The sequence below is a fragment of the Ruegeria sp. B32 genome (assembly GCF_025141855.1).
GTDB lineage: Bacteria > Pseudomonadota > Alphaproteobacteria > Rhodobacterales > Rhodobacteraceae > Ruegeria > Ruegeria arenilitoris.
In genome coordinates, this window is record NZ_CP081106.1 from 336,091 (window position 1) to 350,929 (window position 14,839).

Below are 14,839 nucleotides of genomic sequence, written 5' to 3' on the forward strand. Positions count from 1 at the left end.
AACACGGTGTCCGGGATCAGGCCTGAGATTCTCAACTCCAATAGCGTGAGTTTATCGAACGCACGATACGTTCGGTCTTTGCTCATCTTTCTCGCAAACTGAATCTGATCCTTGAAACCAGCAGTAACGAAGCTCTTCAAACCGTCACAGAGTATCTTCCTTACTTCGCAGTTTGTCTGTCCGAACCGAATGTCGAACAGGACCGCCCCAACTAACGGATTTTACAAATACGAAGATTGCGTCGGGTCTGACAACTGACCCCTATCGTTCGGCGGTTTCATGTTCCAGCCGCTGCCGCGCGATCAGTTCGTTGCGCCGGGCCTTCTGCTGGTCTTCCATGCAGCGTTCGACAAAGCTAAGGTGCTGTTCCACCGCCTGCCGGGCGGCTTCGGGGTCGCGGGCCTGAAGGGCTGCGTTGATTGCCCTGTGCTGGTTCAGGATCGCGTCGCGCGTCGTGCGCTGGTGGAACATGATCTGGCGGTTGTAGAACACGCCCTGCCGCAACAGATCGAACATCGACCGCATCATGTGCAGCATCACCACGTTGTGGCTGGCCTCGATGATCGCCATGTGAAACTGCGCGTCCAGATGGGCCTCGTCATCGGTCGCGTTGCGGGCATGGGCAGCCTCCATCTTGTCGAAGATCGCCTGAATCACCTTCAGGTCGCTGTCCGAGCCCAGCCGCGCGGCGCGTTCGGCCGCCAGCCCTTCCATGTCGCGCCGGAACGACAGGTAATCGAACACGGCCTCGTCATGGCTGCTGAACAGGCGGATCAGCGCCGGAGAAAAGGCCGAGCCCAGAACCTCGGCCACATAGATGCCTGATCCGGCCTTGGCGGTCAGCAGGCCCTGCTCCTGCAGTTGCGAGATCGCCTCGCGCAGCGACGGGCGCGACACGCCAAGCCGGTCGGCCAACTCGCGCTCGGACGGCAGGCGTTCACCGGGGCGCAGGATCCCGCGCAGGATCAGCAACTCGATCTGTTTGACCACGGCCAGGGACAGTTTCTCGGTCTGGACTTTCTGAAAGGGCATCGGATCATCGCTGAAAATTGGTCAAATCATATGACCACACATGCCGGGCCCGCGCAAGAACGGGCCGCGATCACATTGGCTGAAACACTAGGTCAGCATTATTGACTTTAAGCGCGGAGGTCATAGCGTCAGTCCGACCCAGCGGAGGAGGCTCGGCCCATGCACCAGTTATTTGCAACGCGCGCCGCGCGAATGAAGGCATCCGAAATCCGAGAGCTGCTGAAGCTGCTGGATCAACCCGGCATCATTTCCTTTGCAGGCGGCATCCCCGACCCGGCGCTGTTTCCCGCCGAGGCGTTTTCTCAGGCATTCCAACAAGCGCTTGGCGCGGGCAGCCGGGCGCTGGCGCTGCAGTATTCCGTGTCCGAAGGGTACATGCCGCTGCGGGAATGGATCGCCGGCCACATGCGCCAGATCGGCATCGACTGCGGCCCCGACGACGTTCTGATCACTTCAGGCTCGCAGCAGGCGCTGGACTATCTGGGCAAGCTGTTTCTGTCGCCCGGCGACACGGCACTGGTCGGATGGCCGACCTATCTGGGGGCTTTGGCGGCCTTCAACGCCTACGAGCCGCGCTTTGACCGGTTGCGCGCAGGCGGCAATGCGGGTGCGGCGCAATACCGGGCCGCCGCGGGGCCGGGGGCGGTCAAATACGCCTATCTGTCCCCCGACTTTGCCAACCCGACCGGCGAGACCGTCGATCGGCAAGGGCGCGAGGCCCTTCTGGATCTGGCCGAAGAGTTGGACTGCGCCCTGATCGAGGACGGCGCCTATCAGGCCCTGCGCTATGACGGGCAGGCGATACCGCCGATCCTCGCGCTGGAACTGGCGCGGAAGGGCGATCTGCAAGCCTGCCGGACGATCTATTGCGGCAGTTTTTCCAAGACCCTGTCGCCCGGGCTGCGGGTGGGGTGGGTCGTGGCGGCGCGGCCCGTCATCGCGCAGCTTGTGCTGATGAAACAGGCCGCAGACCTGCATTCGGCCACCATCAACCAGATGGCTGTGCACCAGGTGGCCCAAACCTGTTTCGACAGCCACATCCCGAAAGTGCGCGCAACCTACCGTGCGCGCCGCGACGCGATGCTGGCGGCGCTGGCTCGGCACATGCCCGAAGGCGTGCAATGGACCCGGCCCGAGGGTGGCATGTTCATCTGGCTGACCCTGCCGCCCGGTGCGGATGGCGCGCAACTGCTGGCCCGCGCGCTTGAGACGGTCAAGGTCGCCTTTGTGCCCGGCCAGGCCTTTCACCCCGATGGCAGCGGCGCCAACACGATCCGGCTGAGTTTCTCCAACTCGGACGAGGCCACGATTGCCGAGGGCATTGCCCGTTTGGGCACGGTCCTGCGCGGCTGAGCGCGGGAAAGCTTTCGTTAACCATTTTGCCGCAAAGCTGCGGCATGATCCGGTTCTTCGCCTTGCTGGTGCTGGCCGGCTGCTCGGCCGGCACGCCCCATTTCCGCGACCTGCCCGCAACCCGCGTGGCCGTGAATGGCAGCGTCTTCGACGTGCGCCTGCGCGGTGACCTGGCCGAGGCGGTCCGCGTCAACAGCCAATATGCCCCGCGGCTGGGGCCGATCCGGGATCGGGCCGCATTGGCCATGGCGCAGGTCTCGGGCTGTCCGGTCGCCGACGTGTTGGGCGATGCGGCGGTGACCGTGGGCATCCTCGCCTGCGACCGCAGGGCGTCGGACCGGCTGCTGCTGGCTGCGGTCACGCCGACCAACTATGAATGCATTGACTTCGGAACCTATGACAGCGGGTCGGACACCGGGTATCAGGTGTTCGAGTGTTCGCCTTATTGACTCTGCGCAATTCCGCCCAAATCAGCAAGATATTGTGGATAACTCGGCTCAATATCCCATATCCTGCGCAACTGCGTTGACTCGCGGGCCTTCCCTTGTCCAGACTTTCAAGGAACGGGAATCATGGAAATCGGCCTTTGCGCTTCACCAAACTCAAACTCACCGGCTTCAAAAGCTTCGTCGATCCGACCGATCTGATCATCGCGGACGGGTTGACCGGTGTGGTGGGGCCCAACGGCTGCGGCAAGTCCAACCTGCTCGAGGCGCTGCGCTGGGTGATGGGTGAAAACCGCCCCAAATCGATGCGCGGCGGTGCGATGGAGGACGTGATCTTTGCCGGTGCCGCCACCCGTCCGGCGCGCAACTTCGCCGAGGTCGTCCTGACCATGGACAACTCGGAACGTCTGGCCCCGGCCGGGTTCAATGACAGCGATCAGATCGAGATCGTGCGCCGCATCACCCGCGACGTGGGCAGCGCCTACAAGGCCAACGGCAAGGACGTGCGCGCCCGCGACGTGCAGATGCTGTTCGCCGATGCCTCGACCGGCGCGCATTCACCCGCGCTGGTGGGGCAGAACCGGATCGCCGAGCTGATCAACGCCAAACCGCGCGCCCGCCGCCGCATTCTGGAAGAGGCCGCCGGCATTTCGGGTCTGTACCAGCGGCGGCATGAGGCCGAACTGAAGCTCAAGGGCACCGAGGCCAACCTGACCCGCGTGGATGACGTGCTGGAACAGTTGGGCACCCAGTTGGCGCAGCTGGCGCGGCAGGCCCGTCAGGCCGCGCGGTATCGCGAAATCGGCGAGCAATTACGCCAGGCCGAGGGTATGTTGCTGTATCGCCGCTGGAAAGAGGCCGACATGGCCCGCCAGCAGGCCGAAGAGCGTCTGCGCGACCGCACCACCGAAGCCGCCCGCGCCGAGGCCGAGGCACGCGCCGCCAGCGCGAAACGCGCCGAGATCGAAGAAACCCTGCCGCCGCTGCGCGAGGAGGAGGCCATCGCCGCCGCCGTCCTGCAGCGCCAGCAGGTGCAGCGCGATCAGCTGTCCGATCAGGAAACCCGCGCGCGCCAGACCATCGAAACCCTGACCGCCCGCATCCAGCAGCTGGGCCGCGACATCGAGCGTGAGACCGGTTTGAACCGCGACGCCGGCGAGATGATCGAACGGCTGGAATGGGAGGCCCGCGAACTGGCCAAGGCCGCCGGGGGCCATGACGACAAGCTGGCCGAAGCCGCCGAAATTGCCCGAGAGGCCGCCGCGGTTCTGCAGGAGCGTGAGGATCTGCTGGCGCAGGAGACCGAGGACACCGCTCGTCTGGTCGCGCGTCACCAATCGGCGCAGCGTCTGGTCGAGGACAGCCGCAAGACGCTGGCACGCTCCGAGGCCGAAGAGGAAAAAGCACGCGCGGCCGTTGCCGAGGCCCGCGCCGCGCTGACCCGCGCCGACGAAGCGTTCGAGGCCGCGCAAGCCGCCGAGGAAGAGGCGCGCGAGGCCGCCGAAGCCGCCGAAGAAGCGCTGGCCGCCGCCGACGAGCTGCGCGGTGAAACGCAGGCGCGCGAGGCCGAGGCCCGCGCCCAACGCTCCGAGGCCGAGGGCGAGTTGGGCGCGATTCGGGCCGAGACCACCGCGCTGGCCAAGCTGGTCGAGCGCGACACCGCCGAGGGCGGGCAGGTGCTGGACCTGCTGCGGGTCGAGCCAGGCTTTGAAAAGGCGCTGGGGGCCGCGCTGGCGGATGATCTCCGCGCCCCGCTTGTCGAAGGCGATGGGCCGTCGGGTTGGGTGCAGGTGCCGGGCTATGACGCCGATCAGCCTTTGCCGGACGGGGCCGAGCCGCTTGCGCTACACGTCTCGGGTCCGGACCGTCTCAGCCGCCGTATCGCGCAGATCGGCCTGATTGACGCCGATCAGGGCGCGCGGCTGCAACCCTTGCTGAAACCCGGCCAACGGTTGGTGTCGCGCTCGGGCGATCTGTGGCGCTGGGACGGGTTCCGCGCCTGGGCAGAGGATGCCCCAAGCGCCGCGGCGCTCCGGCTCGAGCAGCTCAACAAGCTTGAGGCGCTGAAACAGCAGTTGGCGCAGGTCGAAGCGCAGGCCGACGGCGCCCGCGCCGCGCACGAGGCCCTGTCGCGGCAACTGGCCGAGGTGACCGAGGCCGACCGCCGCGCCCGCGAGGCCCGCCGCGCCGCCGATCAGCGCATGGCCGAAGCGGCCCGCGCGCTCAGCCGGGCCGAGGCCGACCGCAACCTGGCGCAGGGCAAGCTGGAGAACCTGACGCTTGCGGTCGACCGCCACAAGCAGGATGCGATGGCGGCCCGCGCCCAGCTGCGCGAGGCCGAGGCCGCGCTGGCCGAGCTGGGCGATCTGGACACCGCCCGTGCCCGGGTCGAGGACATCAAGCAGACGGTCGAGGCCGCGCGGATCACCATGCTGACGCACCGCTCGACCCATGACGAGTTGCGCCGCGAGGGCGAGGCCCGCACTCGACGCGCGCAGGAGGTGGCCAAGGACCTGAGCGGCTGGAAACACCGTCTGGAAACCGCCGAGAAGCGCATCGCCGAGTTGGCCGAGCGCAAAGCCAGTTCCGAGGAAGAGCTGACCGAGGCGATGGCCGCGCCCGCCGAGATCGCCGAGGCGCGCGAAGAGCTGAACGAGATGATCGAGGCCGCCGAGGCCCGCCGCGCCGAGGCCGCCGACAAGCTGGCCCAGGCCGAAGCGTTGCAACGCGAGGCCGTGCTGGCCGAACGCGAGGCCGAGCGCAAGGCCTCGGAGGCGCGCGAAGCCCGCGCCGCGGCCGAGGCGCGGTTCGAGGCGGCCAAGGAAAGTGTCGCCGCCGCTGCCGAGCGCATCGCCGAGGATCAGCAACTGACCCCGAACCAGTTGTTGAACCAGCTGGACGTGAACCCCGACGGCATGCCGGCCGCCGATGCCCTTGAGGCTGAGGTGAACCGCCACAAGCGTCAGCGCGACGCGATGGGTGCGGTGAACCTGCGCGCCGAGGAGGACGCCAAGGAGGTTCAGGAGGAGTTCGACACGCTCAACAGCGAGAAATCCGACCTGGAAGAGGCGATCAAGGCACTGCGCAGCGGCATCGCCAGCCTCAACCGCGAGGGCCGCGAGCGTCTGCTGACTGCCTTCGAACAGGTCAACGCGAACTTCGCCATGCTGTTCAAGCATCTGTTCGGCGGTGGCGAGGCCAATCTGGTGATGGTCGAGAGCGACGACCCGCTGGATGCGGGGCTCGAGATCATGTGCCAGCCGCCGGGCAAGAAGCTGTCGACCCTCAGCCTGTTGTCGGGCGGGGAACAGACGCTGACGGCCACCGCGCTGATCTTCGGCGTGTTCCTGGCCAACCCGGCGCCGATCTGCGTTCTGGACGAGGTCGACGCACCGCTGGACGACGCCAACGTGACCCGGTTCTGCGATCTGCTGGACGAGATGTGCCGGCAGACCGACACGCGGTTCCTGATCATCACCCACCACGCGGTGACCATGGCGCGGATGGACCGTCTGTTCGGCGTGACCATGCAGGAACAGGGCGTCAGCCAGCTGGTCTCGGTCGATCTGAAGAAGGCCGAGCAGATGGTCGCCTGACCGCTCACCGCAACGTTATTCCGCGATCGGGCCGGGCCGGGCTAGGCTGGCCGCATGAAACACCTGATGTTGATCGCCGCGGCCTGCGCCGCATCGCCGCTCTGGGCTGCCGAATGGGCTGTACGCCCCGGTGATATCCCCCTGAGCCCCGCTGAACTGAACGCGTTGGCCGGGCGAACGCTGACTTTCTATGACGACGGGCAGTCGAAATACTCGGCCGGTGGGGCCTATTCCTATACCTATTCGGCGGTCAATGGCGGCGGAACGGCCTTCGGAACCTACAGAATCGCCGCTGATGGCAGCATCTGTGTGCAGTACCGCAACGGGTTCGACCGCTGCGATCTGTACGTGCGCAACAATGGCCGGTTGATCCTGATCACCGAAAAAGGTGAACGTTACCCGGTGCGACCCGAGTGATCGGGGCCTCTCCTTCACCCGCCGTGCCCAACCAGGAATCGACCGATGACCCGACCCGCTCCGACCCTGCACATGCTTTGCGGCAAGATCGCCGCGGGAAAATCGACGCTTGCCGCCCAGCTCGCGAGGCAGCCCGGCACGGTTCTGATTTCCGAGGACGCCTGGCTGAAGCCGCTTTTTGCCGATCAGATGGTGACAGGTGCCGACTATCTGCGCTGTTCCACGCGTCTGCGGGCGGCGATGAGTCCGCATGTCACGACTCTGCTTGAGGCGGGCATGTCGGTTGTTCTGGATTTCCCGGCCAACACGGTCGAAACCCGCGCTTGGATGCGCGAAATTCTGGATCAGACCGATGCCGCGCATCAGATGCATGTGCTGACCACGCCCGACGCCGTTTGTCTGGCCCGACTGCAAGCACGTAACGCAGCGGGCGACCACGCCTTTGCCGCAACCGAAGAACAGTTCCGCCGGTTTTCCGGGCATTACGCGGAACCGACGCCTGAGGAAGGATTCACGCTGGTGTTCCACGACCCAACGGATTGAGCGGCTAGAGTCGGTTCAGCAAATCAACTGTCGGCCAGGCATCTGCTGGCAGGCCCAGTCGGGCCTGTTCAGCCTGTACTGCAGCGCGCGTTCCGGCCCCCAAGATGCCGTCGATTTTGCCCACATCATGGCCGCGCGCCTGCAGTTTCGCCTGCAGCTGTTTCATCTGCGCGCCGGTCAGGCCCGGATCGGGGTTGCCCGCGGCATAGACTTGTGCGCCTTCGAGGCGCGTTCCGAAATAGGCCGCGGTCAGGACATAGACAAAGCTTTGGTTCCATTCGAAATAGACATCGAAATTCGGATAGGCCAGAAAGGCCGGCCCCTTGCGCCCCTGCGGCAGGATCAGCGAGGCCGGCAGGTTGGCCAATGACCCGCTGCGCGCCTGCACGCCCATCGCCTGCCAGTCCGAGATAGGACGCGGTTTGCCCGGCCCGCTCAGCGACCAGTCCATCTGCGCGGGCACGGTGACCTCCTGCAGCCAGGGCTGACCCGGTTGCCAGCCCAGATGCGACAGCATCTTGCCCCCAGACATCAGCGCGTCGGGTGCCGACGTTTTCAACCGAACATGCCCGTCGCCATCACCGTCCACGCCGTTTTCCAGAATGTCCCGGGGCAGCATCTGCACCATGCCGATCTCGCCCGCCCATGCGCCGGTGGTGCGGTTCGGGTCGAAATCGCCGTTCCGGAACAGCTCGATCGCGGCAAAGATCTGTGGCCGGAACAGCTCGGGCCGGCGGCAATCATGGGCCAGCGTCACCAGCGCATTGCGGGTGTTGAAATCGCCCTGGAAGGCGCCGTAATCCGTCTCGAACGCCCAGAAGGCCAGCAGGACCCCGCGCGACACACCGTATTCGGCCTCGATCCGGTCGAACACGGCATCGTATTTCTGTGCCATCGCCTGGCCGCGCCTGATCCGATCCTGCGAGATCAGGCGGCGCGAGAATTCGATGAACGGTTTCTGGAATACGCCCTGCGCGCGGTCGGCCTTCAGCACCTTGGAGTCCTGTTGCACACCTTTGAAGAACGCATCGACCGTGGCCGTATCGAAACCCTGCTGTACCGCTTCGGCCTTCAGTCCGCGAACGAAGGCGTTGAAGCCGCCGCCGCATTGGGCAAGGGCAGGGGCAGCGAACAGGCAAGCGGCCACAAGGCCCGAGACAAAGCGCATGACGAAAACCATCCTCAGAAAACCGTGTTCAGAACAACCCACACCGTCAGCCCCGCCAACGCAAGCCCCCAAACCTGCCAAAGCATTCCGCATGCGCGGAAAACCTCCGTTGCACCGATCGTGCGCCGGGCTTCGCCATTGACCCAGGCCAGATCGCGCATCTGCCCGTCATAGCTGCGCGGTCCGGCCAGTGCCACGTCCAGTGCGCGGGCCATGGCTGCCTCGGGCCAGCCGGCATTGGGCGAAATGTGGCGCTGCGCGTCTGCAACGATGGCCCGCCATTGGCGCCACTGCCCTGACAGGGCCACGATCATCAGGCAAGTCAGCCGCGCCGGGATCAGGTTCAGCAGATCGTCCAGCCGAGCGGCGGCCCAGCCGAAGTCTCGGTACGTGTCGTTGCGGTATCCGATCATGCTGTCGGCGGTGTTCACCGCCTTGTAGACCAGCAAACCGGGCAAGCCGCCCAGCAGGAACCAGAAAGCCGGAGCGATCACCCCGTCGCTGAGGTTCTCGGCGGCGCTCTCGATGGCCGAGCGCGCCACCTGTGCCTCGGTCATCTGCGAGGTGTCGCGCGACACGATCATTGCCACCGCCGCGCGGCCCTCGGGCAAGGATTGCCGTAGCGCGAGGCCCACGGCGCGGACATGCGCCACCAGAGAGTTCTGTGCCAACAGGATCGCGCAGACCACGACCTCGACCGCCCAGCCAAGCCACGCCAGCGCCGCACCGACCACCCAGCCGCCCAGGACCAACAGAAGGGCGACGAACATGCCCTTGGCGCGGCGATGCGTGCCGTGATTCAGGCGGCGGTCCAGCCAGCCGATGGCGTTGCCCATCAGAACCGCCGGGTGCCGCAGGCGCGACCACAGCCAATCGGGCTCGCCCAATGCGGCGTCCAGCAGCATCGCCAGGGTCAGCGTCAGCGCGGTGCTCACAGCGCCGCCTCGAGTCGTGACCAGCCATGCTCGGGCGGCAGGCCCAGCCGCAGGAACCGATCGGAATAGGGGAAGATGCGGCTCCAGATATGGGCCTGTGCCAGCCGGTCCTGCCAAGTGGCGGCATCGTCCACTTCATACAGGCGGAACAGGGTCGTGCCGCCGACCAAATGCGCGCCCTTACCGGTCATCAGCGTATCCAGCCGTTCCGCATCGCGGACCAACCGCGCGCGCGTGGCCTCGGCCCAGGCCGTGTCATTCAAGGCCTGCGCGCCGATGCGCAGGGCCGGGCCGGACACCGCCCAGGGGCCGGTCAGATCGTTCAGCCGCGCGATCAGGTCGGGATGCCCGATGGCAAAGCCCAGCCGCAGCCCCGCAAGGCCCCAGAACTTGCCAAAGCTTTTCAGGACGATCACGCCGGGGCGCTCGGAAAGGCGGATGAGAGATGCCTCGGGCGTCACGTCGCAAAAGCTTTCGTCGATCACGGTCAGCGGCGCGTTGGCGTCCTTAGCCTGCCAGATCCGGCCGTCGGGGTTGTTGGGATGCACGATCACCCGCGCCTGTGCCGGGCCGTCGGGCTGTACCGTCCAGCCCTGCGCGGCAAAGGCGGCGGCATGTTCGTTGTAGGTGGGCGTGGTGATCTGGACCGCACCAACGGGGGCCAGCGCCGGGATCCGCGCGATCAGGGCCGAGGCCCCCGGCGCGGGCAGAATCGCCGCGCCGTCCGACACACCCCAGAAGCGACGGGCCGTGGCGCTCAGCCGGGCAAAGGCCCCGTGGTCGGGCAGGGCGGCCCAGTCTTCGGGCGTAAGGTCCGCCACAGGATAGGGGTGTGGGTTGATACCGGTCGACAGGTCGATCCATTCCGTTCGCGCTCCGCCATGACGGGCAATGGCGTCGTCCAGCCCACCGCCGTGGTCACGCTTGCCGCGTGGGTTCAAGTCGTCTGTGCGGTAAGTCATGCCGGAATCGTCCAAAACGCCGAATTTACCCCGCTTCAAGCGGATTTACGCCGTTTTTACAAGCAAATCCGGTTCATAGAGGAGCGCTGGAGCGACCGTTAACCCTTTGTTAACGAAATAACGTGATCACAGCTTATGGGGGTCGGCACCACTCACCTTATCAAGTGCCGAGGTTGTTGCAAATGAAAGTTCTGATTGTTGAGAGTAACCCCGACCTGGGTCGGGTCTGGCAGCGGCACCTGGAACGGCAGGGGGCTGAGGTTTCTCTGGTCGAAAGCCAGGAGGCAGCGATCCTTGCACTTTATGGCACGCCCTTCGACATCATAATCCTGGACTTGGTTCTGGATTCAGGCAGCGCGTTGGCTGTCGCGGATTTCGCCAGCTATCGCCGCCCGGATGCCCGGGTGATTTTCGTCACCAACACCACGTTCTTTTCCGACGGGTCGATCTTTGCGCACAGCCCCAACGCCTGCGCCTATGTCCAGAGCGGAACGCCGCCCGAGGATCTGGCGGCGATGGTCGAGCATTACGCTGCGGGGCGCTGATCGCGTCCGTGCGGCTCCCAATAGTCCAGGATGGGGTTGATCGGGATGATCCGGTGCGGATTGATGCTGTCGTGACTGTAGTGATAGTGCCGCACGATATGGTGCAGGTTCACCGTGCCCGCCACGCCCGGCCATTGATACAGTTCGCGCGTGTAGGCCCACAGGTTGGGATAGTCGATCAGCCGCCTGCGGTTGCACTTGAAATGCAGGTGGTAGACCGGGTCGAACCGGATCAGGGTCGTGAACAGGCGCCAGTCGGCCTCGGTCAGGCGATCACCCATCAGGTATCGGTTCGTGGACAGCCGGTCTTCCAGCCAGTCCAGCGTGTCGAACAGGGGGTGCACGGCCGCGTCATAGGCCTCCTGCGTGGTGGCAAAGCCGGATTTGTAGACGCCGTTGTTCACGTTTGAATAGACCCGCGCATTGACCTCTTCGATCGCGTCGCGCATCTCGGCGGGCCAGTAGTCGTCGGTGTTGCCGGTGATTTCGTCGAAGGCCGAATTGAACATGCGGATGATTTCCGAGCTTTCGTTCGACACGATGGTCTCTTGCACCTTGTCCCACAGGATGGGCACCGTCACCCGGCCCGAGTAGTTCGGGTCGGCGCGTGTGTAGACCTGATAGGCATAGTCCAGCCCATACAAAGCATCGCCGGTGGCGCCGTGATCGTCGGTCTGGAAAGTCCAGCCGCGGTCCAGCATGTCCGGATGAACCACCGAGACGGTGATCAGGTCCTGAAGTTCCTTGATCTGGCGGAAGATCAACGTCCGGTGTGCCCAAGGGCAGGCCAGGCTGACATACAGGTGATATCGCCCGGCTTCGGCCTTGAAACCGTCCTTGCCCGAGGGACCTGCATTGCCATCGGCCGTTATCCAGTTTCGAAACTGGGCAGCCGAACGTTTGAACGCTCCGCCGGTGGATTTCGTGTCATACCAGGTGTCGTGCCAGGTGCCGTCGACCAACAGGCCCATCTTGGATCCTCCGTTTCCGTCTCCGGACCAAGCTTAGTGCGACAGCGCCGCAGTTCACATCGCCGACGGCGCGCAGCATCTCTGCGCAGTCGCACAGTGCCGCCCGGGATGACTGTGCAACAAATCGCCCACAGGTCCGCGTCAACGGTCGGGCTTCACTGGATTTTTACGAAGATACCCCCACAATAGATGGCATAGCTTGGGGGAAATTTTGATGAGTACTTATGTTTCAAAAGAAATTAGCGCCGAATTGGATGCGGCCCGAATCGCATCGCTCAAGAAGTCCAGCCGCCTGCGGGTGGAAATGGGCGACAATACCTACAGAATCCTCAAATTGTGGAAGGATGGTTTCGCCGTCGAGGCCGAGACAACACCGCGTCTGCGTGGACTGGTCGATATTTTTGACGGCGCCAACCACCTGTATCAATGCCTGATCGTCGCTGACGAGGAAGACGGCGGCCAGATGCGATATGAGTTCAAGCGCAGCACCGTCGCGGCGGACAAGGCGCCACTGGATTTCTATCGCGCGCCGGATGCCCCAATCGCCCTTCTCGGCAAAGACGACTAGGGCAGACCGTTCGCGCGGCCTTATTGAAGGTCGGAAAAAGCAAGTTTCAAACGGGCGCACGCGTCCTCGACCCGCGCCCGCTGAGTGGCGAGATTGAACCGTTCGAAGGTCTCGCCTCCCGTTCCAAACCCCGGACCGGATGACGTTGCGATCCGCGCATCATCGCGCAGACGGCGCACGAATTCGGCGTGGTCCATTCCGGTGCCCGAGAAATCCACCCAAGCCAAGTAGGTCGCCTGCAGGGGCATCGACCACAGGCCGGGGATCTCGGAAATAGCAGCATCGAACAGCGCGCGATTGCCGTTCAGGTGGTCGATCTGGGCATCCACCCATTCGGCGCCCTCGGGTGAGTAGGCTGCGGTGATCATCGCCACGCCCAATGCGCTGGGGTCGTAGTCCAGCGTGTTCAGCCGGTGGCGCATTTGCGCCCGCAGCTTGTCGTCGGGAATGATCATGTTGCCGGTGCGCTGGCCGGCGATGTTGAAGGTCTTGGACGGTGCGGTCAGCGTCACCGTCCAGGGCCGTGCATCCGGCGCGGCAACGTCCATCGGTACGAATGTATGCCCGGGATAGACCAGATCGTGATGCACTTCGTCCGAGATCAGGATCAACCCATTGCGTTCGGCAAAAGCCGCCACCGCGCGCAGCTCGTCCGGTGTCCAGACCCGCCCGGACGGGTTCTGTGGTGAGCACCACAGCAACAGCTTTTCCGATCCGTCCAGCCGCGACTGAGCGTCGTCCAGGTCGATCTCATAGGTGTCGCCGGCCCGCACCAAGGGGCATTCGACCACCCGGCGGCCAGTCTTGTTCACCTTGTGCGCAAACTCGTGGTAGACCGGCGTGAAGATCACGACCCCGTCCCCCGGCTCGGTCCAGACATCGAGGCTCAGCGCGATGGCGTTGCCCAGACCTTGCGAGGTCAGGATCCAATCGGTGTCGATCGCCCAGTCGTGACGGTTCTGCATCCACCACCGCACCGCCTGCAGATAGGCCGGGTGCTGCCAGGAATAGCCGAACACCCCGTGATCCGCCGCGCGGCGCACCGCCTCGATCACGCAGGGCGCGGTGGCATAGTCGGAATCGGCGGTCCACATCGCCAGCCCGTCCTCGGGCGAGACGCCATAGAGTTTCTCCATCTTGTCCCATTTCGAGCTGAAGGTGCCCCGGCGGTCGATCAGATCGTTGAAAGTCATGTCTGCTCCATTCGTTGGCCCGAAAGCTATCGGGAATTTCGCCCGGTGCAAGGGGGGCGTTGCGGCCACGCGCGCGATGACCTAAATCAGCCCCATGAAACGCAACATCCTGATCCATCCCGATCCCCGCCTGAAAAAGGTCTGTGCGCCCGTGGACGACCTGTCGGACGAGCTGCGCGCGCTGGCCGACGACATGCTGGAAACCATGTATGATGCGCCGGGCATCGGGCTGGCCGCGCCCCAGATCGGCGTGTTGGAACGGCTGATCGTGCTGGATTGCGTCAAAGAGGAAGGCGCCACCCCCCGCCCGCTGGTGATGTTCAACCCCGAGATCATCTCGGCCTCGGACGAAACCAGCGTCTACGAGGAAGGCTGCCTGTCGATCCCCGATCAGTTCGCCGAGGTCACCCGCCCGGCCGAGGTCGAGGTCGCCTGGATGGACCAGAACGGCAAGGCGCAGCGCGAAACCTTCGACGGGCTTTGGGCCACCTGCGTGCAGCACGAGATCGACCACCTGAACGGCAAGCTGTTCATCGACTATCTGAAGCCGCTGAAACGGCAGATGATCACGCGCAAGATGGTCAAGCTCAAGCGTGAGCGTGCCCGCGCATGACCGTCCGTCCCTGCCTGCCGTGGCCCGACAAGCGCCTGCGCACCAAGGCCGGGCCGGTGACCGAGATCACCGACGAGATCCGTGCCATCTGGGACGACATGATCGACACGATGGAGGCGATGCCCGGCGTCGGCCTGGCGGCGCCCCAGATCGGCGTGATGCTGCGGCTGGCGGTCGTGGACGGCTCGGCCGAGCGTGGCCGCGCGGTGCGCCTGGCCAACCCCGAAATCCTGCACAGCTCGATCGAACTGCGCGAGCATGACGAGGCCAGCCCGAACCTGCCGGGCGTGTCGGCCAAGATCAAACGTCCGCGTGCGGTGACGGTCCGGTTCCTCAATGAAAAAGGCGAGATCGACCGGCGCGATTTCGTCGGCATCGAAGCCACCAGCGTGCAGCACCAGATCGACCATCTGAACGGCCGGATGTATTTTGACCGTCTCAGCAAGGTCAAACGCGACATGCTGCTGCGCAAGGCGAAAAAGGCGGGGTAGGGCGGC

General features: G+C 64.9%; 15 protein-coding genes. 9 read left to right on the forward strand and 6 right to left on the reverse strand.

Annotated features, from left to right (window positions below; all coding sequences use genetic code 11):
- Nucleotides 1–261: 261 nt before the first annotated feature.
- Nucleotides 262–1,032: an FCD domain-containing protein gene (locus tag K3752_RS01875; protein ID WP_260064548.1), complete on the reverse strand. Its 771-nt coding sequence runs from the start codon at nt 1,030–1,032 to the stop codon at nt 262–264.
- A gap of 159 nt (nt 1,033–1,191) precedes the next feature.
- On the opposite strand from K3752_RS01875, the gene K3752_RS01880 reads away from it, so the two are divergent.
- The 5 genes from K3752_RS01880 (at nt 1,192) to K3752_RS01900 (ending at nt 7,387) form a co-directional block, all read left to right on the forward strand.
- Nucleotides 1,192–2,385, forward strand: coding sequence for a PLP-dependent aminotransferase family protein (locus tag K3752_RS01880; RefSeq protein ID WP_260064550.1), 1,194 nt, complete (start codon nt 1,192–1,194; stop codon nt 2,383–2,385).
- Between the two features lie 44 nt (nt 2,386–2,429).
- On the forward strand, nt 2,430–2,834 hold the full coding sequence (locus K3752_RS01885) for a hypothetical protein (protein ID WP_170434859.1): 405 nt from the start codon (nt 2,430–2,432) through the stop codon (nt 2,832–2,834).
- A gap of 137 nt (nt 2,835–2,971) precedes the next feature.
- Entirely contained in the window at nt 2,972–6,427 is a 3,456-nt protein-coding gene (locus K3752_RS01890; RefSeq protein ID WP_260064553.1) for a chromosome segregation SMC family protein, read from the forward strand.
- A 54-nt stretch (nt 6,428–6,481) separates the two neighbouring features.
- Nucleotides 6,482–6,844, forward strand: a complete 363-nt coding sequence (locus tag K3752_RS01895; RefSeq protein WP_170366247.1) for a hypothetical protein — start codon at nt 6,482–6,484, stop codon at nt 6,842–6,844.
- Nucleotides 6,845–6,889: 45 nt separating this feature from the next.
- Nucleotides 6,890–7,387 carry an ATP-binding protein gene (locus K3752_RS01900; RefSeq protein ID WP_260064556.1) on the forward strand — a complete coding sequence of 166 codons (498 nt, stop codon included), beginning with the start codon at nt 6,890–6,892 and terminating at the stop codon, nt 7,385–7,387.
- Between the two features lie 4 nt (nt 7,388–7,391).
- Here the strand turns inward: K3752_RS01900 and K3752_RS01905 are convergent, their stop codons facing one another.
- The 3 genes from K3752_RS01905 to cobD are packed head-to-tail and all read right to left on the reverse strand — an operon-like array spanning nt 7,392 to nt 10,452.
- Complete coding sequence (locus K3752_RS01905) at nt 7,392–8,555, reverse strand: lytic murein transglycosylase (RefSeq protein WP_260064559.1); 1,164 nt, start codon at nt 8,553–8,555, stop codon at nt 7,392–7,394.
- A 14-nt stretch (nt 8,556–8,569) separates the two neighbouring features.
- Nucleotides 8,570–9,490: an adenosylcobinamide-phosphate synthase CbiB gene (gene cbiB / locus K3752_RS01910; protein WP_260064569.1), complete on the reverse strand. Its 921-nt coding sequence runs from the start codon at nt 9,488–9,490 to the stop codon at nt 8,570–8,572.
- Complete coding sequence (gene cobD / locus K3752_RS01915; RefSeq protein ID WP_260064574.1) at nt 9,487–10,452, reverse strand: threonine-phosphate decarboxylase CobD; 966 nt, start codon at nt 10,450–10,452, stop codon at nt 9,487–9,489. Before cobD ends, cbiB begins: the two co-directional genes overlap by 4 nt.
- 182 nt (nt 10,453–10,634) lie before the next feature.
- Between cobD and K3752_RS01920 the strand changes: the two genes are divergently transcribed.
- Nucleotides 10,635–10,997 carry a response regulator transcription factor gene (locus tag K3752_RS01920; protein WP_170342693.1) on the forward strand — a complete coding sequence of 121 codons (363 nt, stop codon included), beginning with the start codon at nt 10,635–10,637 and terminating at the stop codon, nt 10,995–10,997.
- Here K3752_RS01920 and K3752_RS01925 read toward each other — a convergent pair.
- Nucleotides 10,979–11,968, reverse strand: a complete 990-nt coding sequence (locus K3752_RS01925; protein WP_260064577.1) for a glutathione S-transferase family protein — start codon at nt 11,966–11,968, stop codon at nt 10,979–10,981. The genes K3752_RS01920 and K3752_RS01925 overlap by 19 nt on opposite strands.
- A gap of 214 nt (nt 11,969–12,182) precedes the next feature.
- Between K3752_RS01925 and K3752_RS01930 the strand changes: the two genes are divergently transcribed.
- Nucleotides 12,183–12,536: a hypothetical protein gene (locus K3752_RS01930; RefSeq protein WP_093965240.1), complete on the forward strand. Its 354-nt coding sequence runs from the start codon at nt 12,183–12,185 to the stop codon at nt 12,534–12,536.
- A gap of 20 nt (nt 12,537–12,556) precedes the next feature.
- Here K3752_RS01930 and K3752_RS01935 read toward each other — a convergent pair whose 3' ends face one another.
- A complete protein-coding gene (locus K3752_RS01935) occupies nt 12,557–13,729 on the reverse strand; it encodes a MalY/PatB family protein (RefSeq protein ID WP_260064580.1) in 1,173 nt (390 codons plus the stop codon).
- Nucleotides 13,730–13,823: 94 nt separating this feature from the next.
- On the opposite strand from K3752_RS01935, the gene def (K3752_RS01940) reads away from it, so the two are divergent.
- The gene (gene def / locus K3752_RS01940) at nt 13,824–14,342 is read left to right on the forward strand and encodes a peptide deformylase (RefSeq protein ID WP_170462032.1); all 519 of its coding nucleotides are present in this window, start codon (nt 13,824–13,826) and stop codon (nt 14,340–14,342) included.
- A complete protein-coding gene (def, locus tag K3752_RS01945) occupies nt 14,339–14,833 on the forward strand; it encodes a peptide deformylase (protein ID WP_170462030.1) in 495 nt (164 codons plus the stop codon). Before def (K3752_RS01940) ends, def (K3752_RS01945) begins: the two co-directional genes overlap by 4 nt.
- Nucleotides 14,834–14,839 lie beyond the last annotated feature (6 nt).